Raw genomic sequence first — 24,237 nt, 5'->3', positions numbered from 1 at the left:
TTTTTTTGTTGGATGAATTTATAGGAAAAAGTACTGTTTGTTATTCATTTCAATAGTTTCACTCTATTATTGATAATTTTATAAAATTAACTTTATGTTATGTTTGTTTTAAAATTATTAACTTTTTATTGTTTATTTAACTATAATTTTCTATATTTGATTAAACCATAAAAAACTAATATATGAAAAAAACATTACTCGTTGTTGCCATTATAGCAACTAACTTTATCTTCGCACAAACCTTCAGCAATGGTGGTTTAAGTACGGGCGCTACTTCTAGTGGCGGGACTGCGGCACCTGCCGGATATACATGGTCTGAACTTCAGAATAACACAGGAAATACGACAGAATCTAATACCAGTTTGGGATTGGGAGGAACTTTCAGTTCGGCAACAGCAAGCTTTTTTATTGCTGACGACTTTACAGTTCCCGCCGGATCTTCATGGCAGATCTCTACCATTGATTTTTTTGCCTATCAGACCAATTATGCAGGAACTACTGCTCCTTTTAATACGGTGAGGGTAAATATATTCAGCTCAGATCCTTCAATAGCAGGTGCTGTAAGTGTATATGGTGACGATACCACCAATAGATTCAGTGTTGGGGCAGATGCTACTATGTACAGAACAGGAAATACTACGGTACCGCTTGTTACGGCACCTGGTACTGCAAGAAAGATATGGAAAGTTACAGCAAGTACTCCTAAAACTTTAGCGGCAGGAACCTATTGGATAAAATATCAGCTGCAAAATGTAGTGACTGCGAGTGCTGGCTTTTTACCGCCTGTTACGATTGTAGGAAGCAGAGGACTTCCCACATTTAATGCGAAACAGTTTGATGCTGTTTTGAGCACCTGGGTGCCTATTACAGATTTAGGAAACCCTGCAACAGCTCCGGATGTTCCGTTGGACATGCCTTTCGTTATTACATTTACTGCGACCACACTGGGTACACAGGAGACGATGCAGTATGATAACAGGGTTCAGGTTTATCCTAATCCGGCAAAAGATAATTTCAGAATTAATAATCCTGAAAAGCTTAAAATAAGCAGTGTAGAAATTATAGATGCTTCCGGAAAGCTGATAAGAACATTACAGGGTTCGGAAGAATACAATGTTTCAGATTTACCGAAAGGAAACTACATTCTGAAAATAAAGAATGAAGGCGGACTTACAAAAATGACAAAACTATTAAAGCAATAGCTTTAGTTTTCTTCTTCAAATATTTTTTATCCTGGCTAATTTCTTTGGCCAGGTTTTTTTAGGGCTCGAAACTCTCAAATTTTCCGTTTTCATAGAACAGAACAATTCTCTTTATCTTATTAGATTGATTTCCAATAACTTGATTAATGATTTGCTCATTGGGATTTTCTAATCGCTGAGAATCTGATATATTTTCCTGAGTCTTATATGGGGGTGGTATAAACGATTCTCGTGGGCTCTCTTTTACGGCCTCAATTTCCTCTTCAGCTCCGAAGTCTTCATTATCTTTCATCATGGTAAAAAGGTCGGGGAGCGGAGTAGGTTTTCCTCTACCGTCATCAGCTTTTTCTTCAGTTGACGGGTCTACTTCCGGTAATTCTGATTTCAGCATTTCTCCTTCTCCATTGACCAACCAATCCCAAAGAATCTCCGGGAAACTGGATTTGATCTTAATGATGAATTCAAGAGATGGTTTGTTTCTTCCCGAAGTAATATGGGAAATAGAAGAACGCTGCACATCAATCGCATCCGCAAACTCGGAAGGGCTGAGATTGGAATACTCAATAACTTGGGAAATTCTTTCGTTTAAACTCATAAAAATAAGTTGTCAATTGTGTTACAAATGTAAATAATAAAATTTACATAACCAAATTACATAAGTAAACTATGATTTTTTTTATGAATATACAGATGTAAATAGTAGTAACTGGCTTATATTCAGGTGTTTATAGTATTGATTATTCTTTTATATATCTATTTAACAAAGTAAACACCAATTTAATATGATCAATTTTTAGAACTAGTTACCTTTTAAACATTCTGCTTTGGTATGGCTCTCATAATGTCTATTTAACCATTAATTAGATGTTAAATGGCTGATTATTAATGTTTTCAAATGTAAACTCATAAATTACTGCATATTAGCACGAAATAAGGTATTGGTGAGTGATAAAATACCTTTATTTGCTGTATACAAACGTAAATAACACGTATAAATCATTAATTATAAGTGTTTTACAGCTAATTATCTTAAAATTAGGTCTATTAATACGTTCTTCTTTTTTGATGCCAGTAGCAGAGTATACATCAAAGCTAGATTTTGATTGAATTTCACATATAATGGCAAAAAAACAACGATTTACATTTGTATATATTTGTAACTGACTAAGTTTTCCACATTAATCTTGTTTAGTAATATTATGCCTATTTGCTGATTAACAGGCTTTTCTGTACTTAAAGCAATGTTTTAAATATGATTGATATAAACAGTGTAAAGTATTGAATTGTAGTAATTTGCGATATGCTGTTTATATTATATTCAATTAACAATTTTATCCACAGACAAAATGACAGTAGGCGTTGTTTGATTAAATTACAAATGTTAACTAATATTTTTTGCCTAAAAATCATTAAATTTGACTCTTGTAAATTATTTATAATGAATTTTGAACAGATCTATTTTCCAAACCCTAATTTCTTAAATCGCTATATTTCCCCTGAAAAATTATTTTCCTACCTACAGAACAATCTCAGCGGTTACATTCAGGAGATTGGAAGATCGTATTTAGATAAACCTATTTATCAGCTAAGCATCGGAACCGGAACTATTAAAGTTATGGCCTGGTCTCAAATGCACGGAAATGAATCCAACGCTACTCACGCAATGTTGGATCTCCTGGAAACTTTAGATAAGGCTCCGGAAATGAAGGAAGATCTTTTCAGTAAAATCAGACTGGATTTTATTTTTATGCTAAACCCTGACGGATCTGAAAAATGGACGAGGCTGAATGCTGCAGATATTGATCTGAACCGTGACTTTCACAATGAGTCTAGCACGGAGATTAAATACCTTAAAAAAGCTGCTGCTTCCAATACTTATGATTATGCCTTAAATCTTCACGAGCAAAGAACGATTTTCACAACGGACGGGATACATCCTGCTACACTTTCTTTTCTGGCACCTTCGGAAAATATAGAACGTACCGTGACGGAGAACAGAAAAAAATGCATGGCGGTTATAGGACAGATTTATGATCATTTAAAAGAATTAATCCCGAATCAAATCGGAAGATATTCTGATGAGTTTTATCCGACTTCTACCGGAGACAATTTTATTAAAGCTGGAATGCCTACAATATTATTTGAAGGAGGACATTTCGCAGATGATTATCCAAGGAAGGGAACCCGAAAATATTATACAGTAGCTTTATATTATGCATTAAAAGCAATCAGTGAATTGAACTCTGATATTGAAGGCTGGGAAAAATACCTTGAAATTCCGGAAAATCAGGAAACCCATTACGACATTATTTACAGGAATGTCAAACTGAATACGGATCATGAATGCATTCTGGATGTTGCGGTTCAGTACCGGGAGGTGATAGAAGAAGGAAAGGATGAGATATCTTTTGTACCTTTTGTCATGGAAGTGGGCGACGTGAAGAAAAGAAAAGGCTGGATAGAAATAGACTGTACAGGAAAGAAGTTTGTAGCACCGACTAAATATCCGAAACTGGATGCTGTGGCAGAATTTACAATAGAAGACTAGACTATCATTGTGCTTAAAATAAAACGTCCTCAGAAATACTATTTTCTGAGGACGTTGTTTTATGATAGACCAAAACTAGTTTACCACTTTGATTCCATTGGCTACAAATCTGATCTCTTCTTTAGGAGTTTTGATAGCGTCAATTTCAGCCTGAGGTTTTTTAGCATCCTCAGCGTAGTGTTTCTGTTCGTCTATAGAAGTTACTTTTCTTTCTGCTGTTCCTTCAAGAACCACAGTTTTACCTTTTAAGGCAGTAGGTACGAAGAATGCATAATCTTTCATTTTCACGAAAAACTGAGAATTATCTTCAGTCTGAATCGTTAGCCAGCATCCTTTTTTCTCGCATACATCAGTTACTTTTCCTTTCACTGCTACACCTTCCACTTTTTTGTTATCTTTTTTAAGCTTCTTGCTTAATTTATCTACGGTAATGGCTTTAGACTCGGACGTCGAAACAACTCCAGCTCCATAAGCATCACCTACAATAGCATTACCTTCCGGTGGTCCGAATTTTTTCTGTGATGTCTCTTGTGCAAAAGCTAAAGTGGAAACACTCACCGCTGCTGCAAATAATATAGCCTTGAATTTCATTTTTAATATTTTTTTCAAAAGTACTAATTAAAATTGAATATTAAATTGAGAAAAGGTTGATAAAAAACAGGTGGTGCAGTAAATTTTAAACAAATTCCAAAACGAAAGACAGATTTGATTATATTTGACGCCTATACTTGACTATGCAAAAAAAACTGAAACTTTGGGACGCCATTATGTTGGTAATGGGCTCTATGATCGGAAGTGGGATCTTTATTGTAAGTGCTGATATGATGCGGAACCTGGGATCAGGTTACTGGCTGATTGTAGTGTGGGTGATCACCGGAGTGATGACGGTAGCTGCAGCCATCAGTTACGGAGAACTTTCGGCTCTGTTTCCAAAGGCAGGCGGACAATACACCTATCTTAAAGAGATTTTTGGTAAAAAGATGGGATTCCTTTACGGTTGGGGCTTATTTACAGTGATTCAGACAGGAACTATTGCTGCTGTGGCGATGGCTTTCGGTAAATTTACAGCTTATCTTGTTCCTTCGCTGAATGATGCGGCGCCTCTTTTTCAGAGTGGAGAATTTAAAATCACCTGGATACAGATCCTGGCAATAGCCGTTATTCTTTTACTGACTTATATTAATACACGTGGTGTTGAGAGCGGAAAACTGCTTCAGAATGTTTTTACAGGTTCAAAAATCATTGCTTTAGTAGGCTTGATTGCGGCTGGGTTCATCTTGGTGGACTTTTCGCATATGGCTGAGAATTTCAGTTTAGGCTCAGATTCATTTAATAACCTTAAAAAAGATATCAGCGGTAATTTCCTTAAAGAAGGCTGGGAGCCTATCGGGGGAATGACTTTGCTTGGAGGAATTGCAGCGGCAATGGTAGGTTCTGTGTTCAGTTCTGTAGCCTGGGAAAGCGTAACTTTTGTTTCCGGAGAAGTGGAAAATCCGAAAAAGAATATTGTGAAATCAATGATCTACGGAACTTCTGCTGTGATGATCCTTTATATAGCAGTTAATTATGTTTACTTAAATGCTTTGGGCAGGGACGGTATCGCCTTTGCTACCAACGACAGGGTAGCTGTAGCCGCATCTCAGAATATTTTCGGAAGTGCGGGGACTGTTATTATTGCCGTTCTTGTAATGGTATCTACGTTCGGATGTAACAACGGACTGATTCTGGCAGGTGCAAGAGTATTTCAAACCATGGCCAAAGACGGAATGTTCTTCAACTCCGCTGAAAAGAATAATAAAAATGAAGTTCCTGAAAATGCTTTATGGATGCAGGGAATATGGGCTTCCATATTATGCCTGAGCGGACAGTACGGAAATCTTTTGGACATGATCTCTTTTGTGATCGTTTTATTCTACATGATTACCGTTTTCGGGGTTATTTATTTAAGATTTAAAAAACCGGAACTTGAAAGACCTTATAAAACATGGCTGTATCCTGTAACTCCAATTATCTATCTTCTGATCGGAACAGGCTTCTGTGTACTGCTTCTGATCTACAAACAACAATATACCTGGCCCGGATTTGTAATGGTCCTGCTAGGACTTCCGGTCTATTATTTCATTAACAGAAAAAAGACGGCAGATCAATCATAAATTTTAACCGTATAAACCCTATTTAAGGCTTCCGTAAAAACCCGGAAGCCTTTATTATATGCGATATTTTTTGAGGTATTTTCCGATTTATTTCATGAAAATGTGTATTTTGGTAGCTCTTTTTAAGTAAACTAGACCATGAAGTAAAAATAAGAAGCTGACTATGGATACACCAAATTACAGAATGCCTTTTGTACCTTCAACACTCATGACAGAAGGCGGAAGCATTGATATCTGCGACATGGGCGAAAGCATTGCGCACAATATCATGCTGCTGATCACCACCAAAAAAGGCGAGAATAGATATGATGACAACTATGGAAACGACGTCTGGAACCTGGAATTCGACAATGGGGTAACCAGTGCCGTATGGGAAAGCGTTTTCATTAAGAGCCTGAGAAGGCAGATTCAGGAGTATGAACCCCGGATCGTACAGGCGCAGGTTGATGCCCACATTCAATTTGTAGAACACAGCTACGATACCAAAGAACACACAGAAATCAAAAAGAAAGTAAGAATTGCCATCAATGCAAAAATGGAGGCAACGGGAGAGCGTTTCAGCTTTTCTACAGAATTATTTTTAAGTCCGATGTCTATTGACTAAATGTTTTTAACTGCAAGAAAAATTTATGAACTTAGATCAAAATATATACTCCAAAGAATCTGTAAAGGCAAGAATGCTTCAGAACGCCACCAAAGTGTGGGGACTGAAAAGCCCGCAATCTCTGGACCCTTTTGTAAAACTACTGATAGACGCATTCAGTACGGAAGTCTTTAAAGCCAATAACGAGATTCAGACCGTAAACGCCCGTATCCTGGAGAAACTGGCCAAACTTCTGACACCATCCATTTATACCCATCCGATTCCGGCTCATGCGGTGGCTTTTACGCTGCCTTATGATTCTTCGGAAGTATTGCTGGAACATACGGAATTCTTTTTCCGTAAGCAGATGACTTCTACGGTGAAATCAGAATCGGACAAACAGCTGAATATTCCTTTTACCCCTGTGGGAAATGTAAGGATCAATAAAGTACAGACGGCTGTCATGTTTGTAGGAAATACCTGTTATAGTGTAGACGACAGGCTTAATAAAATTCCGGTAGCAAGATTTCCGGGGAAACCTGAAGATTACAGAAAGATTACCATCGGAGTGGATGTCAGCAGATATGCGAGCGAGAATTTCCCTAAATATTTAAGCGTATTCTGTTCAAATCCGGCTTTTGAGCATATGGATTTTGTGTACAAACTTCTTCCTTATATTACGGTAACGAGCAACGGAAACCCTTTATTTGTAAGGGAAGGGCTTAGCTATCTGAGCAATAATCAGCCTGAAGGATATGAGCAGATGTTCAGGGAGCAGTCTATCCGCAACAAAGCGATTGAAGATATTAAAAGTATTTACCGCCATAAATTCATAGAAATCACAGGACTTTCAAGCAGTCTTTTCTCAGAACCCGGAAAATTGCCACAAAATCTGGATTTTCTGGATGGAAAAGAGGAAATTAGAAAACAGATCGGAGACAAGCGTTATTTGTGGCTTACTTTCGAATTTCCACCGCAATTTTCTGCCGAGATCCTGGATAACTTCTCATTTGTGATGAATGCTTTCCCGGTTTACAACAGAGGCTGGAAGAAAACGGAATACAGTCTGGACATTATGGGGAACAATATTCCTCTGGTTACAGACGAAGGTGAACATTTCCTTTATGTGGATGAGGTTCAGGACGGCGACGGAAGAAAATACACCGAAATTCCTTTTACGCCTGCGGATGATCTTAAAAAAGGCCTCTACACCGTAAGAAAAGGAGGAATGGAGCGTTTTACCAACAGAAATGCGGTAGATATGATCGCCAATGTTTTGGAACTGACCAGAGATGAGATCGCTGCATTTTCACTTTTAAACAGGGATAATGTTAAAGGAGTCCTAAGTGAAATGTCGGACAAAATGAAGACGATGGTGCAGAAGGTGAACAATGCCAAAAGAAATATCAGACAGGAACTGAATTATGTGATTATGGAGCCTGTAGAGAAAACAGACCATACGTATGCTTCTTTCTGGGTGACGCACTGTACTTTGGCCAATCATATGCGTCCTGGAACTGAACTTTCCAATCAGCTGAAATCGCAGACCGTGGTACTTCTTACTGAAACAATTGGAGGTGCGGAAGAGCAGAAAGGGACAGACAGTATTCAGGCTTACAAATATGCATTAACGACAAGAGATAAGATCATTTCTCTGGAAGACGTTAAAAACTACTGCAGAATGATCCTTAAAGATGAGGTGAAAGAAGTAAGGGTAAGAAGGGGAACGATGATCAGTAACCGCCCTAAGGAAGGTTTTGTAAGAACCGTTGAGGTAGAAATCATTCCGCAGAACTATTCTTTTTACGGAAGAGCGTACTGGGAAAACATGGCCAATATCCTCAGAAACCAGATTATTTCAAAAGCGATTGACGGGATTGAGTATGTAGTGAAAATAAGCAATGAAGACATCGATCTTGACGAAATATAACCAAACTTAAAATTATAACATATGAAAAAGATTATCGTACTTGCGATGGCCCTGACCTTTACATCGGTGAGTGTCATCAGCTGTAAAAAAGATGTCAGTAAACTGGGTAAATCTGTTTTGAATCTTGGAGGAGCGGATGATGCCAATGCCATCATTGATTTTAACAACAACTTTTTAGATTCATATAAAAGTACGTCCAGACATATCGAAAGTATCCTTAAATATGCTGATGCCGCTTCTGCAAAAGCAAAAGGGGAGAACGTTATGATCATGCCTATTGTGATCAGCTCGATGGATTATTCATTCGGAAAGATCAAAGAGGTACCTTCAGGATTTGGAAAAGACAAAGCAGCTATAGAGGCGGACTTTAATACTTACAAAGCTAAAAAGGAAAACATAGAGAAAAAGTTTGAAGAGCTTAAATCTTATATGACTTCGGAAGATTATAAAGATGATAAAGGGGCGAAAGCAGATGCGATAACAAAGGATATTGAAACTGAAGCGCAGGCTCTGTTTACTTCCGGAGAAAATGTGGTTGCCAAGATCAAACCGGGCACAGATGCCGCAGAAGAAGTGGTTCTGAAAGATCATCCGATGAAAGAGTACATCATTTCTTCTAAAAGTGTCATGAATTCTCTGGATTCCAATATTGATCTTCTGGACAAACAGTATACGGGAAAATTCAACGAAGCGGAAGCTCAGAAAAAGTATGATGAGCTTGCCAAAACGGTAGAAGCGAATTCCAAATTAGAATTCACCGTGAAAGATCCGCAGTATTCTTATAAAAAATCACAGTTTGAAAGTTTCAATAAAACGGCTTCAGGCTTTTTGGATACCTACAGAAAACTAATTCGTGATGCGAAAGGAACAGGAAAAATTTCCGACAGCGATCTCCAGCAGATCGATTCCTCTTACGAATCGGTATTGAATTCATACAATTCATTTGTAAAATAAAGAGCAAAATTGAACTTATAGAAAAAGACTGATACATGGTGTCAGTCTTTTTGTTTTTATTGACATAAGGAAGTCTCAACTTATGACTTTTAAAGAAAAATTTCAGCGCAGTTTTTAAAGTAATTGTTAAAAATAAGCGTCTACTGCTAACTCTCAACCTTCCTCTTTCAGTTCCCTTAATTTTAATTTTCTTAACCGGAGCCTCGATTAAATGAGCCCAATTGATTCTGAGTACGGCATCCTGAAAATTTAACTAAAATTAAACTCTAATAAAAACTTTCCGGTTCACACAATTCCATAAAATTCCGTAATTTTGCACATCGTGATTTTCAGGCAGAGTCACTTCAAATTATGAGCAAATCGACAGAATATATAGAAGTTTACGGAGCACGTGAACACAACCTTAAAAATATTAATGTTAAGATCCCGCGAAACGAACTGGTAGTCATTACCGGGCTTTCCGGAAGCGGAAAATCTTCTTTGGCTTTTGATACAATCTTTGCCGAAGGACAGCGCCGTTATATCGAAACATTCTCAGCGTATGCCCGTCAGTTTTTAGGCGGTCTGGAGCGTCCTGACGTAGACAAGATCGAAGGACTTTCTCCGGTCATTGCCATCGAACAGAAAACAACGAACAAAAATCCACGTTCCACAGTAGGAACGGTTACTGAGCTTTACGATTACCTGCGTCTTTTATATGCAAGAGTTTCTGATGCGTACTCTCTGTCTACAGGGAAAAGACTGGTAAGCTATACGGAAGACCAGATCCTGGATACCATCAAAGAAAATTATAAAGGCGAAAAAATAATGCTGATGGCTCCTGTGGTACGTTCCAGAAAAGGACATTACCATGAACTTTTCGTGCAGATGGCGAAGAAAGGCTACGGCCAGGCAAGAATCGACGGTGAACTTCAGGATATTGAATACGATCTGAAGCTTGACCGTTATAAAACCCACGATATCGACATTGTCATCGACCGTTGGATCATCGGGGAAAATGCTTCTGAAACCAGAATGGAGAAATCTCTGCGCACCGCTATGGAAATGGGCGAGGGGATCATCGGAATTCAGAAACTGGGAAGCACAGATATCGAATACTTCTCGAAAAACCTGATGGATGCCGAAACAGGTCATTCACTGGCGCTTCCGGAACCGAATACATTCTCTTTCAACTCTCCGAAAGGAAGCTGTCCTGATTGTAAAGGATTAGGAACCATTAAAAAGATCAATACAGATTATTTTATTGAGAATCCTAAACTTTCCATTAATCAGGGAGGATTATTACCGCTGGAAGATATTAAATCCAATAAATGGATCCTGTCTCAGATTAAAAATATTCTTGAGATCTTCGGATTGGGAATGGCTACGCCCATGCAGGATATTCCTGAAGAAGCTTTGGATTACATTTACAACGGATGCCACAAAGAATTTAACAAAGACCTGAAATACGCAGGGATTACCAAAAAAATAAAAATAAGTTTCGATGGTCTGATCACTTTTATGGAAGAGATCATCGACGAAAGAGAATCTTACGAAGCGGTGCTGCTGGAAAGACACTTCACCACTGAAGAAATCTGCCCGTCATGCGGCGGAACCCGTCTTCAGCCGGCAAGTTTAAGTTTCAAGATCGATGGAATGAATATCGCCGAGGTGAATGCCTTAAGCTTATCCGATTTAAAAGAATGGTTATCGGATGTTAAAGATAAATTCTCAGAGAAAAATAAAATCATCGCCTTCGAGATCTTAAAAGAAATTGAAACGAGACTTCAGTTCCTTCTGGATGTAGGTCTGGATTATCTAAGCTTAAGCAGAAGTTCGAAAACACTTTCCGGAGGGGAATCTCAGAGAATTCGTCTTGCCACACAGATCGGGTCGCAGCTTGTAAATGTATTGTATATTCTGGATGAACCGAGTATCGGACTTCACCAGAGAGATAATGAAAGACTGATCAGCTCATTAAAAAACCTTAGAGACATCGGAAACTCTGTGATTGTTGTAGAACACGACAAAGATATGATCCTGGAAGCCGATGAGGTCCTGGATATCGGTCCGAGAGCCGGAAAATTCGGAGGAGAAATATTGTGGCAGGGAAAACCAAAAGATCTGTTAAAGGCAGATACCATTACGGCACAATACATCAACGGAAAAAGAAAGATTGAAGTTCCTGCAGAAAGAAGAGTCGGAAACGGTAAAAACATTCTTTTAAAGGGGGCTACAGGAAATAACCTTAAAAATGTTACCCTTGACATTCCATTAGGGAAGCTTGTGGTGGTAACAGGAATTTCAGGAAGCGGAAAATCTTCTCTGATCAACGGAACTTTATATCCGATCCTTAATAAACATTTCTACAGAGCGGTTCAGGAACCTCTTCCATATAAGAAGATCGACGGACTGGATAATATTGATAAAATTGTAGACGTAGACCAGACGCCGATCGGAAGAACGCCGCGTTCAAATCCGGCAACGTACACGGGAATGTTTACAGATATCAGAAATCTTTTTGCAGAACTTCCGGAGAGTAAAATCCGTGGGTACAAGCCGGGAAGATTCTCATTCAACGTAAAAGGCGGAAGATGCGAAACCTGTCAGGGTGGAGGATTGAAAGTGATTGAAATGAATTTCCTTCCGGACGTTTATGTTCACTGCGAAACCTGCAACGGAAAACGTTTCAACAGAGAAACGCTGGAAGTACGTTATAAAGGAAAATCAATCTCCGATGTACTGGATATGACCATTGATGAAGCGGTAGACTTTTTCCAGCCGATTCCTAAGATTTTTGCTAAAGTGAAAACCCTTCAGGATGTAGGATTGGGATACATTACCCTTGGACAGCAGTCGACGACCCTTTCAGGAGGTGAAGCACAGCGTATCAAGCTGGCTACGGAACTTTCAAAAAGACAAACCGGAAATACGCTTTATATTTTAGATGAACCTACCACCGGACTTCACTTTGAAGATGTAAAGATCCTGATGGAAGCCATCAATCAGTTGGTAGAATTAGGAAACTCATTCATTATCATTGAGCACAATATGGATGTGATCAAATTAGCCGACCATATTATCGACGTAGGACCGGAAGGCGGAAAGCACGGTGGACAAATCGTAGCTCAGGGAACTCCTGAAGAGATTGTGAAGTCTAAGAAGAGTCTGACCGGGAAGTTTTTGAAAAGAGAACTGGAATAAGGACTTATATGAACAGTTTGGCACAAAAAGATGGAAGAAATACGAGGTATTATGAAATTCAGGAAGATGGAGTTTTTGTAAGAACTAAATTTGCGAAGGAACTAAATGAGTATAAAATTCATTTTTCAGATATTTATGATGATGAAAGTGTTTTTAGAAAATCAAAAGATCCTGTACTTATCGCTATAGTTATATCTGTGCTGGTGAACTCAATATTGCTCACTATTTTTATTAATGAAAGTTATCAGCTTTCTCAGTCTTCAGGAATGATTGTTTTTGGCATAGCAATGCTTCCTGCTTTAATTGTAACTGGTATATGTAATAATGAGTTCAGGGCTGAAAGTTCTAAAAATATTGCCGCTGCAAAATCACTTATTTTTTCCTACACGAAAAGAGAAATGGAAGAAGTTGACAGATTTATTGTTGAAATTAAAAAGAGTAAAAAAGAATACTATTTGAGAGAATATTATAAAGTAGACAATCTGATCCCTGTTCATACTCAAATAGCACGGATTCACTGGCTTTATGAAAGTAAATACATTACAGAGAGTGATGCACAATTTATTATCGATGAGCTTGAAACCAAAAGAATAATCAATGGATGGTAACATGTCCGGAAAATGATAAAATATAGAAAAGAATTTGTGAAAGCAGATTCTTTTTTTATTTCCCTCTCATTTCATGATAAATAGTTTCAAGCCTTACCCAATAATCCTCCTGCATCCATCCATATTTCTCGTAACTGATCCGGATCATTAAATTTTTAAATCTGTTTTTGGTTTCAATATGAGCTGTAATGGCCTCAATCAGCCATTTTTCATTAAAACAGGCCCATTCGCCCGCAGGCTGAAGCAGATTGGACTGAAGAACCGGGAAAACTTCATAGGTATTAATGGTTTTCACTTCTTCGAAAGTATACGGACTTTCCAGAATTGTTTTTGCAATATATCGGAAATCGGAATCCTGAAGTTCCGTATCCAGATAAAAATCAGAAAGAGCGATCCATACTGGAGTTCGCTCTTTAATACTCGAAGGTTTTAGCATTATACTTTTTTGAATAATGAAAATCTTGTGGGAGTCCGGGATTCTATAAAGGAGAGATGTAAACCTCTATTTTAGTTCCGTCGTAATTAAAAGTTCCGTCAGCATTTCGTTTGCCCAAGACCCATTTCATATCAACAGGCACCGACCATGCTGTTCCTAACGAGAACCCGTTCACAGATCTGATCTCAGAACCGCTTCCGGTGGTAACCGCAGAATGAAACCAGGTCTTATCTCTTACTCTGTAAAAACCAATGGCCTTTCCTTTGGGAATAACGGAGTATCCATCCCATTTCTCTCCTCCGGAATAATCGAACTTATTAAGCCATCCCTGAGCATGATACTGTACAAGTTCAGAAGGGGATATCGCGGCACCTCTCATGTATAAAGCATAAGCTACCACATCATGACATATTCCTTTGTTGTAACTGCCCATATCATCCTGCCCGGAAAGAAGACCGTTAGAGATCAGGGTCTTTTTTGTGGGATCCAGTTGGCCTGCATGAGCTCCTTTTGCTGTTATAATTTCCATATTTTTAATTGTTTTGGTGTATTTTTTTGGCTTAGTGAAAGATACGCATTAAATATTAAACCGTATTTCTCTGGTAATAGATTTATTTTTTTCTATGATAATCTATAAATAATGAAAGCTTTAAAGATTAAAATGTAATAATCTGATGCGGAATTCGTTATAAATTTGTCAAACATAAAATTAAAACGATATGAAAAATCTAAAGAAACTAACGAAAACCGATCTGAAATCAGTGTATGGCGGAGAACCAAAGAAATACTGCGTATTCTGCGAATGGATGAATAAAGTAGTATGCAGCGAGGTTCCAATCGCTCAATGCCCTTAAAAATGCAAAGCTGCTCTCAGAGCAGCTTTTTTTATGATGAGGTTTTACTGATCGGCATTTTGAGTGAATTCTTTCAGGCTTGTTTTCAAATCTTTCGCATTGCCGATAGTGTCAAAACGGATGTTATCAATTTTCCATCCCTGACCGGAATTGATCAACTGTACATAATCTGTCCACTTAATTTTCGGTGGGGATAAAGTGTATTCAAGTTCAACAGCTGCATTAGCTGAGGTTCCGGAAGGATCTATTGTAACTGACTTTATTTTATACCCGGTATATCCTTCGTAGAGACTGGAGAAAACAGCGCCCTCAAACAATAACGGTTTCTCATCCGGGTGATCACTTTTTTTCACTTTTTCAATATCAGCTTCTGATGCATGGATAGCGTCTTCCAAAGTCTTTTTCAGTTCCGGAGAAAACAGACTGTCTGAAAAAGATTGATTGTAAATCGATTTTTTTGAACCGTCGTATTCCGTATACAGCTGATTGACCTTTTGGGTAATTTCCGTATCAGCCGATACAGACGGGCGGGTTTCATTGTTTTTGCAGTTTACCAGAAGCAGGATACCGCTTAAGCATAGAAATAATTGCTTGATCATAATGAGTGTGATTTTTTTTCATTAAAGGCTCAAACCGTATGCCGATTTTTCTAATTTCACTAATTTAATAGGTTAAAAATAAATTGAGCAGTCAATCACAAAAAATGTATACATTTGAGTATAAAACATGATTTGTGAATCCTATTCTTGATGTTGTCGTACGTTCTCTGTGCGTTTACCTTTTTATGGTAATCGCGATCCGTCTTTTTGGTAAAAACCAACTTTCCCAGCTCAATGCAGGGGATGTGGTATTGTTGCTGCTTATTTCCAATGCTGTTCAGAATGCAATGGTAGGACCGGATACCTCGCTGCAGGGCGGTCTTATTGCCGCGTTAGTTCTTTTTGCAGCGAATTTTATTTTAAAAAGGCTCATGTTTGCCAACCGCAAATTCGAAACCTTTATGGAAGAGGATCCTGTCGTCCTGATCAGAGATGGAGTGATAGATCAGCCTGCTTTGAACAGGGTAAAGATCACCCGTGATGAGCTTGAAGAAGCGATAAGAGAACACGGCGTAGAAAAAATACAGAATGTAAAGCTCTCTATTCTCGAGGTAGACGGAAATATCAGTGTTGTTTCTCAGGACGAAACACAGACACAAACGCATTATTCAAGAATAAAAAGAAGAAATAAAAGAAAATACCATTAAAATAGTATGAATTACGAATTACGCGAAATGCTTCCCAGCGACGAAAAAAGGGTGTTGGAAATATTCAGACAGGGACTGGAAGGCGGCATGGCTACTTTTGAAACCGAAGTTCCTACAGCCGAAGCCTGGAATATGGAATATTTCAACGACTGCCGGTGGGTTCTGGAAAATGAAACCAACGAAATAGTAGGGTGGTGCGCTTTGAAACTGGTAAGCAAAAGGGAATGTTATAAAGGAGTGGCTGAAGTAAGCATTTATTTTGAGAATTCTTATCAGGGGAAAGGTTTAGGGTCAGTGCTGCTGAAAAAGATGATTCTCGACAGCGAAAGCCACGGATTCTGGACATTACAGGCCAGTATCTTCCCGGAAAATGAAGCATCCGTAAGATTTCATCAGAAAAACGGCTTCAGAACCGTAGGTGTCCGCAAGAAAATCGGAAAATTGAACGGCCAGTGGAAAGATGTTATCCTGATGGAAAAGAGAAGCGAATTAATACAATAAATAATGAGTAATGGGTAATGGGCAATTTTTAATGCTTAAATAATTAAATCTTTCAATTTTTAAATTGTAAATACTGCCACTCTGAAACACTCCAATTCATTTTGGCATCAACCTTGTTATTTCCCTACTGAAATTTGAAAAAGTAGAAAATGAAAAGTTTGATTAAAATGACGGGAGTCGTAACGGTCCTGTTCATGTTGTCATCATGTGTAGTGCATGATCAGCACGTGAGAAGGGTTCCACCGGGACACGCCAAGAAAATGTATGGGGGAAGTGCAAGGTATTATGCTCCGGGACATGTGAAAAAAAGAGTGTATTATTACGACGATGACGACAGAGGCCGCGGCCACAGACACAAAGGAAAGAAACATCACAGAGATTGAGAAAAATAAAAAAGCCCTGATTTTTTCAGGGCTTTTGATTTATATTTAAAATCTGGATTTTTTAGGATTCAGGAATGTATTGAAGATCATTACCTCGGTTCCGAATTTTTTCTCGACCCTTTCTGCAATGTTCAGCATTTCACTTTTAATGAAGTCTTCCCTGAGGTCTTCATTGTCAAAAATCAAAAGAAGATTATAATTCTTACCTTCGTCTATATAATCTGTGTGTACTTCAGAAAGAATATATTTGTTGACGTCCATCAGGTTTTCGGCCATCTGGACCAGTGTTTCGTCAATATAATTTTCCCATTCTTCAATATTGTTTTTCGTGCAGTGGAAAGTTATACTCAATAAGCTCATATTTTATGAATTTTTAAGATTTTGTGGATAAATTCTAGCACAAAAATCGGTAAAAATTTCGTAAATTAGCCCGTTAATAAAAATTGGAAATAAATAATTTTCAGACGCACAGCTAAAGGTCTGACTGTCATTATAATAAAATTTGTTTATGCAAAAAGAAGGAGAAAGACTGATTCCTATCAACATTGTTGATGAAATGAAATCGTCTTATATCGATTATTCGATGTCGGTTATCGTTTCAAGAGCGTTGCCGGACGTAAGAGACGGCCTTAAACCCGTTCATAGAAGAGTACTGTATGGTATGTATGGATTAGGGGTTTTTTCTAATAGAAAATATTTAAAATCTGCCAGAATTGTTGGGGATGTTTTAGGTAAATACCACCCGCATGGTGACTCTTCTGTTTACGATGCGATGGTAAGAATGGCGCAGCCTTGGAGCTTGCGTTATCCTCAGGTGGACGGACAGGGTAACTTCGGTTCAATGGACGGCGACCCGCCTGCAGCAATGCGTTATACGGAAGCAAGATTGAAAAAAATATCTGATGATATTCTTTCTGATTTAGATAAAGAAACCGTTGACTTTCAGAATAACTTCGATGATAGTATGACGGAGCCTACCGTTATGCCTACAAAAATTCCAACGTTATTAGTGAACGGAACATCGGGTATTGCAGTAGGTATGGCAACCAATATGGCGCCACACAACTTATCAGAATCTGTAGATGCCATCACTGCTTATATCGATAATAAAGATATTACGATCGATGAATTGATGCACCACATTACAGCACCGGATTTCCCTACAGGAGGTATTATCTACGGTTACGACGGGGTAAGAGACGCTTTCCACACAGGAAGAGGAAGAGTTGTATTAAGAGCAAAAGTGAATTTCGAGGAAATCGGAAACAGAAACGCGATTATCGTTACAGAAGTTCCTTACCAGGTCAATAAGGCGGATATGATCGCCAGAACAGCTGAACTGGTTAAAGATGATAAAATTGTAGGAATTCATGAGATCAGAGACGAATCGGACAGAAATGGTCTGCGTGTCGTTTATGAACTGAAAAATGATGCGATTCCTAATGTTGTCTTAAACTTATTATATAAGTATACAGCGCTTCAGACTTCTTTCAGTGTGAATAATATTGCATTGGTTAAAGGAAGACCGGAACAGCTGAATTTAAAAGATATCATTCATCACTTTGTAGAGCACAGACATGAAGTCATTGTAAGAAGAACTCATTTTGAGCTTAAGAAAGCGAGAGAAAGAGCGCATATCTTAGAAGGTTTCATGAAGGTGATTGGTGCTCAGGATTCATTAGACAGAGCTATCGCCATCATCCGTCACAGTGCTAACCCTCAGGGTGCAAAAGAAGGTTTGATCGAAGCATTTGATCTTTCTGATATCCAGGCTCAGGCTATTCTTGATCTGAGATTGGCCCGTCTTACAGGAATGGAGCTTGATAAGATCCGTGACGAGTACGATGCCATCATGAAAGAAATCATGAACTTGGAAGACATCTTAGCGAACGAGCCGAGAAGATTCGAGATCATCAAAGAAGAATTGGCTGAAATTAAAGAAAGATATGGTGACGAAAGAAGAACTGCCATCGACTTCTCAGGAGGTGAAATGTCTATCGAAGACATCATCCCGAACGAAGCAGTAGTTCTTACTATTTCGCACGCAGGATATGTTAAGAGAACGTCTCTTTCTGAATACAAAATTCAGAGCAGAGGAGGGGTAGGAAACAGAGCGGCAACTACAAGGGATGAAGATTTCCTTGAGTACATCGTTTCTGCAACCAATCACCAGTATATGTTGTTCTTTACAGAAAAAGGAAGATGTTACTGGTTAAGAGTATTTGAAATTCCTGAAGGATCTAAAACTTCAAAAGGAAGAGCGGTACAAAACCTGATCAACATCGAACAGGATGACAAGATCAAAGCTTATATCAGAACCAACAACCTGAAGGATGCTGAATATGTCAATCAAATGAGCGTAGTAATGGTAACCAAGAACGGTACTATTAAGAAAACGTCTCTTGAAGCGTATTCAAGACCAAGGGTAAATGGTGTAAATGCTATTGAGATCAGAGATAATGACCAGTTGTTAGGTGCTTACTTAACCAACGGTACTTCTCAGATCATGATCGCTACTAAAAACGGTAAATGTATCCGTTTCCCTGAAGAAAAAGTAAGAGAAGTAGGTAGAGGATCTATCGGGGTTCGTGGGATCAGCATGGAAGATGATGATGAAGCAATTGGTATGATTGTTGTGAATGATCTTGAAAATGAAACGGTTCTTGTTGTATCTGAAAAAGGATATGGAAAAAGAACGGCTGTTTTAGACTACAGAGAAACCAACAGAGGAGGAAAAGGAGTTATCACCCTGAACATTACCGAAAAAACAGGACATCTGATTGCTATTCAGAATGTGACAGACGAAGACGGATTGATGATCATCAATAAGTCGGGTGTTGCCATCAGAATGAATATGGATGAAATGAGAGTAATGGGTAGAAATACTCAGGGCGTAAGAATGATCAACCTTAAGAAAAATGACGAAATTGCAGCGATTGCAAAAGTAGAAATGGATAAAGATGTTGAAGATGACTCTGAAGAAAATGCAGAAGGAACTGAAATTGTAGCTGATAACCAGGAAAACAATACACCTCAGGCTGAAAACGAAAGTCCGGCTGAGGAAAATGAGAATTCTGATTCTGAAGAGTAAAATGTACAATTAATATAATATAGTTATTATGAAGAAACTCATTTTAGGTATAGCAATCGTAGCTTCTGCTTTCGTTTTCGGTCAGAAGGGCGATGTAAATGCCAAGTTACAGGAAACGAATAAAGCGGCAATGGATGCATATACTGCAAAAAATTACACCGTTGCTGCACCGAAGTTTTTAGAAGTATATAACTTGCTAAAAACGAATGGACAGGAAGATAAGATATACATGTATTATGCAGGGTTGAGTTATGCGTTAGCAAATAACAGCGACGAAGCGATCAAGATATACACAGAGCTTATCAATTCCGGTTTTACGGGTATTCAGACTACGTATACTGCAAAAGAGAAAAAGTCCGGACAGGTAGTTCCTTTGGATAAAACAACCTGGGATCTTATGAAGAAGAACAGTGACTATTCAGATTTTAAAACTGAACAGACTCCAAGTGTTGAACCGGATCTTTATGAAACACTAACTACATTGCTTCTTAATGCAAAAAAGCCTAATGAAGCATTAGCGATCATTGAAAAAGGATTGGCAAAATATCCTAACAATGCTAAACTTAAAGATGCTCAGGGTACTGCGTATTACGAGTCCGGAAATACGGAAAAGTTTATCGGAACTCTTAAAGAACAGTTGACTAAAAACCCGAACGATGCTACCAATTGGTACAATCTTGGGGTAATGCAGTCCAAAAATCCTGCTTCTTTGGAAGATGCTATCGCGTCATTCAAAAAAGCAATCGAGATCAAGCCTGACTTTGATAACGCTTATCAGAACCTTGTATACAGCGTAATCGGGGACGATTCTAAAATCGTAGACCAGATCAACGCGACAAGAAAAGAAAAGCCGGATGAAGCTACCAAGCTGATTGATGCAAGAAGAGAGAGATTTGCGAAAGCACTTCCTTATGCTGAAGGATGGTACAAAGCTGCACCAAAGAACATCGATGCGGTTACTGCCTTGAAAGAGATCTATGTAGTCACTAAAAACATGGACAAAGTTAAAGAAATGAAAGCTAAAGAAACTGAGCTTAAAGGACAGCCGAAATAGTCATTCTTTAATTGAATAATAAACAAAGCCGGAACAGAAATGTTTCGGCTTTTGTTTTTCATGATCCGAAAAAGACCTCTGTTTTTTCCTGTTATTATCGTTAAATTTCACCTTAAAAATTCTCTGTAATTCCGTATCTTTGAGAAAAATTTTTTACAAGATGATAGAGTGGAAAACCGTCAAAGAATACGAAGATATTACCTATAAAAAATGTAATGGTGTAGCAAGAATTGCTTTTAACAGACCAGAACTTCGAAATGCTTTTCGCCCAAAAACTACTTCCGAACTGTATGATGCTTTTTATGACGCCTCTGAGGATTCCTCAATAGGTGTTGTTTTGCTTACCGGAGAAGGGCCAAGTCCTAAAGACGGAGGCTGGGCTTTTTGTAGCGGAGGAGATCAGAAAGCGAGAGGACACCAGGGATATGTAGGAGAAGATGGAAGACATCGTCTGAATATTCTTGAAGTTCAGCGTCTGATCCGTTTCATGCCAAAGGTGGTGATCGCGGTTGTTCCGGGATGGGCTGTGGGTGGCGGACATTCACTTCACGTGGTGTGTGATCTTACTTTAGCGAGTAAAGAGCATGCTATTTTCAAGCAGACTGATGCGGATGTAACAAGTTTTGACGGTGGATACGGATCTGCTTACCTGGCAAAAATGGTAGGTCAGAAAAAAGCCCGTGAAATATTCTTTTTAGGAAGAAATTATTCAGCTCAGGAAGCGATGGATATGGGAATGGTGAACGCTGTAATTCCACACGCTGAATTAGAAGATACAGCATACGAATGGGCACAGGAAATTTTAGCTAAATCTCCACTGTCTATCAGAATGCTGAAATTCGCCATGAACCTTACAGACGACGGAATGGTTGGCCAGCAGGTATTTGCCGGTGAAGCCACCCGTTTAGCGTACATGACGGAAGAAGCGCAGGAAGGAAGAAATGCATTCCTTGAAAAAAGAAAACCGGACTTCGGAGAAAATCAATGGATCTCTTAAATATCAGTGATGAGCAATAAGTAATCGGCAATATTTTCCCATTACTTATTACTCATTACCCATTACTTATATATTATGTCGGATTGGATAAAAGCCGCAAGGCTAAGAACTTTACCGCTGTCATTAAGCGGAATTATTATGGGGGCTTTCATTGCAAAATGGAGGCTTTACCGTGAAGGCGGAATATGGGACTGGAGAATTTTTGCTCTGGCTCTTTTAGTAACGCTGTTGTATCAGATTTTATCAAACTATGCCAATGACTACGGTGACGGCGTAAAAGGAACTGATGCCAAAAGAATCAATGAAGCGGAAGCAAGAGCGGTAGCCTCAGGAAGAATTTCGGCAAAGCAGATGAAAAATGCAGTCATTCTTTTTTCTGTATTGTCTTTTGTGGCAACCATCGGGCTTTTATATGTGGCATTTTTTCCTGATTTCATGAAAGAGTTTTACACTTTCATTGGATTGGGCGTTGCCTGTATTTTAGCAGCCATTGGTTATACGGTAGGAAAGAAACCTTATGGATACATGGGATTGGGAGATCTTTTTGTATTTGTATTTTTCGGATTGGTTTCGGTATGCGGAAGTTATTTTCTGTTTACAAAAACCTTCAGCTGGGATATGTTGTTACCGGGAACAGCCATCGGAATGATGAGTATGGCGGTTTTAAACCTGAATAACATGAGAGACATTGAAAGCGATAGACTTTCCGGGAAAAACAGTTTAGCCTTGAGAATAGGCTTTAAAAATGCAATGATCTATGAAATGATCCTGTTGCAGCTCCCGTTGATCTTAATCCTTGTCTTTTTAGGGGTGAATGGCTTTATACAGGCTCAGAACTATTACGTTTTTATCGTAATGATCCTGCTGTTGCCACTGATGAAGTTGAGAAGAAATATCATGACTGTAAAAGAACCAAAAGAATTGGACCAGTACCTGAAACAGGTTGGGATCATGACTTTTATGATGGCAGTTCTTACAGCATTTGGACTTAACTTTTTTAACTAAAATAATACCACTATGAGTACTGATGTTTTTGTTGAAGCTCAGATGCTGATCAGAAAGCCGGTTGCGGATGTTTTTGAAGCATTTATCAATCCTGAAAAGACCACACAGTTCTGGTTTACAAAATCTACCGGGAAACTGGAAGAAGGGAAATCTGTGACGTGGGAATGGGAAATGTATGGCGTGAAATCCAATGTAAAGGTTCACAATATTGTTCCTAATCAACTGATCAAAACAGAGTGGGGCGATCCGGCAGTACAAGTAGATTACGAATTTAAAGAAATGGAGAAAGGAACGCTGGTGGTTATTAAAAGCTATGGCTTTGCCCAATCGGGTGAAGACCTGCTCAGAACGGTTAATGACAATACTGGCGGTTTTACGACAGTTCTAGACGGTTGTAAAGCTTATCTTGAACATGGGATTAAACTAAATCTCATTGAGGATAAATTTCCCCGGAAATAATACATGAAGAATGCTTTAGTCTACAAAATAACCTCCTGCTTATCCATTTTGTTGGCAACGGTATATTTGTATGAACTGATGAGTTACTTTGAAGGGTTTAAAAAATTATTCTTAGAAATAAGTCCGGTTGCCTTGGCGCTTACGGTTTTTCTAATCATTAATCTTTTACTTTCAATTTTACTTTTAACGAAAAAAATAAAAGTAAAACGGGTTCTCATCATCTTTCAAATTCTCATAATCATAGTAACAATTTGGGCATTATATGAAATTTATTCTTTTGAAGAAATCATCATAGATTCCCGGATTGTCTCTTAATTTAAAAATCATTAAAAATGAAAATACAATTTTTAGGACAAAACTGTTTTTTGTTTACGTACAAAGACAAAACAATTTTAAGTGATCCTTTTTACAATTACCAAAAAGCAGAATCAGGCTTTGATATTTCGGCGCAGAAGATCGATTATATCCTGCTGACTCATGCTCACGGTGATCATATTGCAGATGTGGCGGAAGTACTGCAGCACCATCCGGATGCTACCGTAATTGGAGTGCCTGAAGTATGCGCCTATTTTGAAACAGCGAAAAATAAAGATGATGTGAACTTAGGAGGATCGGCAAAAATCGACGATCTTAAAATTTCCATGGTACCGGCTCATCATACGAGTTCGTTCCCGGATGGGAGCTATGGAGGCGTTCCTGTAGGCTATATTTTCAGACTTCCTGAAGGAAAGAACATCTATTTAGCCGGAGATACCGGAGTAATGGCTGATATGGAGCTGTTCCCAAGGCTTTACGGGAATATCGACCTGTCTATCCTGCCGATCGGAAGCCACTATACGATGTGTCCTAGAAAAGCTTCTTTCGCAGCCGCAGAATTATTGAAAACTCCGAAAGTGATCGGTTGCCACTTTGATACTTTCCCTGCGATTAAGATTGATCACGAAAGTGCACTGAAGCATTTTGCAGATAGAAATGTAGAACTGGTTCTTCCTAAGTTAGGAGAGGAGTTTGAATTTTAAATAATAAATGAAAGGTAATCCGGAAATTAGA

General features: G+C 38.5%; 24 protein-coding genes. 18 read left to right on the top strand and 6 right to left on the bottom strand.

Features of this window, described 5'->3' with window-relative positions:
• Positions 1-182: 182 nt before the first annotated feature.
• Complete coding sequence (locus BUA72_RS16245) at positions 183-1,202, top strand: T9SS type A sorting domain-containing protein (protein ID WP_072923927.1); 1,020 nt, start codon at positions 183-185, stop codon at positions 1,200-1,202.
• A gap of 58 nt (positions 1,203-1,260) precedes the next feature.
• On the opposite strand, the gene BUA72_RS16240 is transcribed toward BUA72_RS16245, so the two are convergent.
• Positions 1,261-1,797: a helix-turn-helix transcriptional regulator gene (locus BUA72_RS16240; RefSeq protein ID WP_072923926.1), complete on the bottom strand. Its 537-nt coding sequence runs from the start codon at positions 1,795-1,797 to the stop codon at positions 1,261-1,263.
• Between the two features lie 843 nt (positions 1,798-2,640).
• Between BUA72_RS16240 and BUA72_RS16235 the strand changes: the two genes are divergently transcribed.
• Complete coding sequence (locus BUA72_RS16235; RefSeq protein ID WP_072923924.1) at positions 2,641-3,750, top strand: M14 family zinc carboxypeptidase; 1,110 nt, start codon at positions 2,641-2,643, stop codon at positions 3,748-3,750.
• Positions 3,751-3,825: 75 nt separating this feature from the next.
• On the opposite strand, the gene BUA72_RS16230 is transcribed toward BUA72_RS16235, so the two are convergent.
• Positions 3,826-4,341, bottom strand: coding sequence for a DUF4920 domain-containing protein (locus BUA72_RS16230; RefSeq protein ID WP_072923923.1), 516 nt, complete (start codon positions 4,339-4,341; stop codon positions 3,826-3,828).
• A 143-nt stretch (positions 4,342-4,484) separates the two neighbouring features.
• On the opposite strand from BUA72_RS16230, the gene BUA72_RS16225 reads away from it, so the two are divergent.
• The 6 genes from BUA72_RS16225 to BUA72_RS16200 all read left to right on the top strand — a co-directional run bounded on the left by BUA72_RS16225 (position 4,485) and on the right by BUA72_RS16200 (position 13,161).
• Positions 4,485-5,903 carry an APC family permease gene (locus BUA72_RS16225; RefSeq protein WP_072923921.1) on the top strand — a complete coding sequence of 473 codons (1,419 nt, stop codon included), beginning with the start codon at positions 4,485-4,487 and terminating at the stop codon, positions 5,901-5,903.
• A 163-nt stretch (positions 5,904-6,066) separates the two neighbouring features.
• Positions 6,067-6,507: a GPW/gp25 family protein gene (locus tag BUA72_RS16220; RefSeq protein WP_034725422.1), complete on the top strand. Its 441-nt coding sequence runs from the start codon at positions 6,067-6,069 to the stop codon at positions 6,505-6,507.
• A gap of 25 nt (positions 6,508-6,532) precedes the next feature.
• Positions 6,533-8,416 (top strand): type VI secretion system baseplate subunit TssF, encoded by a 1,884-nt coding sequence (locus BUA72_RS16215; protein ID WP_072923920.1) that lies wholly within the window; start codon positions 6,533-6,535, stop codon positions 8,414-8,416.
• 21 nt (positions 8,417-8,437) lie between these two features.
• On the top strand, positions 8,438-9,370 hold the full coding sequence (locus tag BUA72_RS16210; RefSeq protein WP_072923918.1) for a DUF6845 domain-containing protein: 933 nt from the start codon (positions 8,438-8,440) through the stop codon (positions 9,368-9,370).
• 351 nt (positions 9,371-9,721) lie between these two features.
• The gene (uvrA, locus tag BUA72_RS16205) at positions 9,722-12,553 is read left to right on the top strand and encodes an excinuclease ABC subunit UvrA (RefSeq protein ID WP_047455420.1); all 2,832 of its coding nucleotides are present in this window, start codon (positions 9,722-9,724) and stop codon (positions 12,551-12,553) included.
• A gap of 8 nt (positions 12,554-12,561) precedes the next feature.
• On the top strand, positions 12,562-13,161 hold the full coding sequence (locus BUA72_RS16200) for a hypothetical protein (protein WP_072923917.1): 600 nt from the start codon (positions 12,562-12,564) through the stop codon (positions 13,159-13,161).
• 55 nt (positions 13,162-13,216) lie between these two features.
• Here the strand turns inward: BUA72_RS16200 and BUA72_RS16195 are convergent, their stop codons facing one another.
• On the bottom strand, positions 13,217-13,597 hold the full coding sequence (locus BUA72_RS16195; protein WP_072923915.1) for a DUF7079 family protein: 381 nt from the start codon (positions 13,595-13,597) through the stop codon (positions 13,217-13,219).
• A 43-nt stretch (positions 13,598-13,640) separates the two neighbouring features.
• The gene (locus BUA72_RS16190) at positions 13,641-14,126 is read right to left on the bottom strand and encodes a hypothetical protein (protein WP_072923914.1); all 486 of its coding nucleotides are present in this window, start codon (positions 14,124-14,126) and stop codon (positions 13,641-13,643) included.
• Positions 14,127-14,316: 190 nt separating this feature from the next.
• On the opposite strand from BUA72_RS16190, the gene BUA72_RS16185 reads away from it, so the two are divergent.
• Entirely contained in the window at positions 14,317-14,451 is a 135-nt protein-coding gene (locus BUA72_RS16185; protein WP_034725432.1) for a bacteriocin-like protein, read from the top strand.
• Positions 14,452-14,495: 44 nt separating this feature from the next.
• Here BUA72_RS16185 and BUA72_RS16180 read toward each other — a convergent pair whose 3' ends face one another.
• Complete coding sequence (locus BUA72_RS16180; protein ID WP_072923912.1) at positions 14,496-15,050, bottom strand: YqhG/Tai3 family protein; 555 nt, start codon at positions 15,048-15,050, stop codon at positions 14,496-14,498.
• Between the two features lie 134 nt (positions 15,051-15,184).
• Between BUA72_RS16180 and BUA72_RS16175 the strand changes: the two genes are divergently transcribed.
• The 3 genes from BUA72_RS16175 to BUA72_RS16165 all read left to right on the top strand — a co-directional run bounded on the left by BUA72_RS16175 (position 15,185) and on the right by BUA72_RS16165 (position 16,581).
• Entirely contained in the window at positions 15,185-15,697 is a 513-nt protein-coding gene (locus tag BUA72_RS16175; RefSeq protein ID WP_034725433.1) for a DUF421 domain-containing protein, read from the top strand.
• Between the two features lie 6 nt (positions 15,698-15,703).
• Positions 15,704-16,198: a GNAT family N-acetyltransferase gene (locus BUA72_RS16170; RefSeq protein WP_072923911.1), complete on the top strand. Its 495-nt coding sequence runs from the start codon at positions 15,704-15,706 to the stop codon at positions 16,196-16,198.
• Positions 16,199-16,347: 149 nt separating this feature from the next.
• A complete protein-coding gene (locus BUA72_RS16165) occupies positions 16,348-16,581 on the top strand; it encodes a hypothetical protein (protein WP_072923909.1) in 234 nt (77 codons plus the stop codon).
• Between the two features lie 45 nt (positions 16,582-16,626).
• Here the strand turns inward: BUA72_RS16165 and BUA72_RS16160 are convergent, their stop codons facing one another.
• Positions 16,627-16,941 (bottom strand): DUF4286 family protein, encoded by a 315-nt coding sequence (locus BUA72_RS16160; protein WP_034725437.1) that lies wholly within the window; start codon positions 16,939-16,941, stop codon positions 16,627-16,629.
• Positions 16,942-17,089: 148 nt separating this feature from the next.
• On the opposite strand from BUA72_RS16160, the gene gyrA reads away from it, so the two are divergent.
• The 6 genes from gyrA (at position 17,090) to BUA72_RS16130 (ending at position 24,206) form a co-directional block, all read left to right on the top strand.
• The gene (gyrA, locus tag BUA72_RS16155) at positions 17,090-19,672 is read left to right on the top strand and encodes a DNA gyrase subunit A (RefSeq protein WP_072923907.1); all 2,583 of its coding nucleotides are present in this window, start codon (positions 17,090-17,092) and stop codon (positions 19,670-19,672) included.
• 28 nt (positions 19,673-19,700) lie between these two features.
• On the top strand, positions 19,701-20,726 hold the full coding sequence (locus BUA72_RS16150) for a tetratricopeptide repeat protein (protein ID WP_072923906.1): 1,026 nt from the start codon (positions 19,701-19,703) through the stop codon (positions 20,724-20,726).
• A 160-nt stretch (positions 20,727-20,886) separates the two neighbouring features.
• Positions 20,887-21,723, top strand: a complete 837-nt coding sequence (locus BUA72_RS16145) for a 1,4-dihydroxy-2-naphthoyl-CoA synthase (protein ID WP_034725441.1) — start codon at positions 20,887-20,889, stop codon at positions 21,721-21,723.
• A gap of 75 nt (positions 21,724-21,798) precedes the next feature.
• The gene (menA, locus tag BUA72_RS16140; RefSeq protein WP_072923904.1) at positions 21,799-22,728 is read left to right on the top strand and encodes a 1,4-dihydroxy-2-naphthoate octaprenyltransferase; all 930 of its coding nucleotides are present in this window, start codon (positions 21,799-21,801) and stop codon (positions 22,726-22,728) included.
• Positions 22,729-22,740: 12 nt separating this feature from the next.
• Positions 22,741-23,187 carry an SRPBCC family protein gene (locus BUA72_RS16135; RefSeq protein ID WP_072923903.1) on the top strand — a complete coding sequence of 149 codons (447 nt, stop codon included), beginning with the start codon at positions 22,741-22,743 and terminating at the stop codon, positions 23,185-23,187.
• A 332-nt stretch (positions 23,188-23,519) separates the two neighbouring features.
• Positions 23,520-24,206 (top strand): metal-dependent hydrolase, encoded by a 687-nt coding sequence (locus BUA72_RS16130; protein ID WP_072923902.1) that lies wholly within the window; start codon positions 23,520-23,522, stop codon positions 24,204-24,206.
• Positions 24,207-24,237 lie beyond the last annotated feature (31 nt).

It is taken from the genome of Chryseobacterium sp. OV279, assembly GCF_900128945.1.
In the GTDB taxonomy this organism is placed as follows: Bacteria; Bacteroidota; Bacteroidia; order Flavobacteriales; family Weeksellaceae; genus Chryseobacterium.
The sequence above is the reverse complement of the archived record's forward strand: the minus strand, read 5'-3'. Positions and strand labels throughout refer to the sequence as shown.

Coding starts and splice junctions, on each gene's coding strand:
- BUA72_RS16245 (WP_072923927.1), top strand. CDS start 183: ATGAAAAAAACATTACTCGTTGTTGCCATTATAGCAACTAACTTTATC.
- BUA72_RS16240 (WP_072923926.1), bottom strand. CDS start 1,797: ATGAGTTTAAACGAAAGAATTTCCCAAGTTATTGAGTATTCCAATCTC.
- BUA72_RS16235 (WP_072923924.1), top strand. CDS start 2,641: ATGAATTTTGAACAGATCTATTTTCCAAACCCTAATTTCTTAAATCGC.
- BUA72_RS16230 (WP_072923923.1), bottom strand. CDS start 4,341: ATGAAATTCAAGGCTATATTATTTGCAGCAGCGGTGAGTGTTTCCACT.
- BUA72_RS16225 (WP_072923921.1), top strand. CDS start 4,485: ATGCAAAAAAAACTGAAACTTTGGGACGCCATTATGTTGGTAATGGGC.
- BUA72_RS16220 (WP_034725422.1), top strand. CDS start 6,067: ATGGATACACCAAATTACAGAATGCCTTTTGTACCTTCAACACTCATG.
- BUA72_RS16215 (WP_072923920.1), top strand. CDS start 6,533: ATGAACTTAGATCAAAATATATACTCCAAAGAATCTGTAAAGGCAAGA.
- BUA72_RS16210 (WP_072923918.1), top strand. CDS start 8,438: ATGAAAAAGATTATCGTACTTGCGATGGCCCTGACCTTTACATCGGTG.
- uvrA (WP_047455420.1), top strand. CDS start 9,722: ATGAGCAAATCGACAGAATATATAGAAGTTTACGGAGCACGTGAACAC.
- BUA72_RS16200 (WP_072923917.1), top strand. CDS start 12,562: ATGAACAGTTTGGCACAAAAAGATGGAAGAAATACGAGGTATTATGAA.
- BUA72_RS16195 (WP_072923915.1), bottom strand. CDS start 13,597: ATGCTAAAACCTTCGAGTATTAAAGAGCGAACTCCAGTATGGATCGCT.
- BUA72_RS16190 (WP_072923914.1), bottom strand. CDS start 14,126: ATGGAAATTATAACAGCAAAAGGAGCTCATGCAGGCCAACTGGATCCC.
- BUA72_RS16185 (WP_034725432.1), top strand. CDS start 14,317: ATGAAAAATCTAAAGAAACTAACGAAAACCGATCTGAAATCAGTGTAT.
- BUA72_RS16180 (WP_072923912.1), bottom strand. CDS start 15,050: ATGATCAAGCAATTATTTCTATGCTTAAGCGGTATCCTGCTTCTGGTA.
- BUA72_RS16170 (WP_072923911.1), top strand. CDS start 15,704: ATGAATTACGAATTACGCGAAATGCTTCCCAGCGACGAAAAAAGGGTG.
- BUA72_RS16165 (WP_072923909.1), top strand. CDS start 16,348: ATGAAAAGTTTGATTAAAATGACGGGAGTCGTAACGGTCCTGTTCATG.
- BUA72_RS16160 (WP_034725437.1), bottom strand. CDS start 16,941: ATGAGCTTATTGAGTATAACTTTCCACTGCACGAAAAACAATATTGAA.
- gyrA (WP_072923907.1), top strand. CDS start 17,090: ATGCAAAAAGAAGGAGAAAGACTGATTCCTATCAACATTGTTGATGAA.
- BUA72_RS16150 (WP_072923906.1), top strand. CDS start 19,701: ATGAAGAAACTCATTTTAGGTATAGCAATCGTAGCTTCTGCTTTCGTT.
- BUA72_RS16145 (WP_034725441.1), top strand. CDS start 20,887: ATGATAGAGTGGAAAACCGTCAAAGAATACGAAGATATTACCTATAAA.
- menA (WP_072923904.1), top strand. CDS start 21,799: ATGTCGGATTGGATAAAAGCCGCAAGGCTAAGAACTTTACCGCTGTCA.
- BUA72_RS16135 (WP_072923903.1), top strand. CDS start 22,741: ATGAGTACTGATGTTTTTGTTGAAGCTCAGATGCTGATCAGAAAGCCG.
- BUA72_RS16130 (WP_072923902.1), top strand. CDS start 23,520: ATGAAAATACAATTTTTAGGACAAAACTGTTTTTTGTTTACGTACAAA.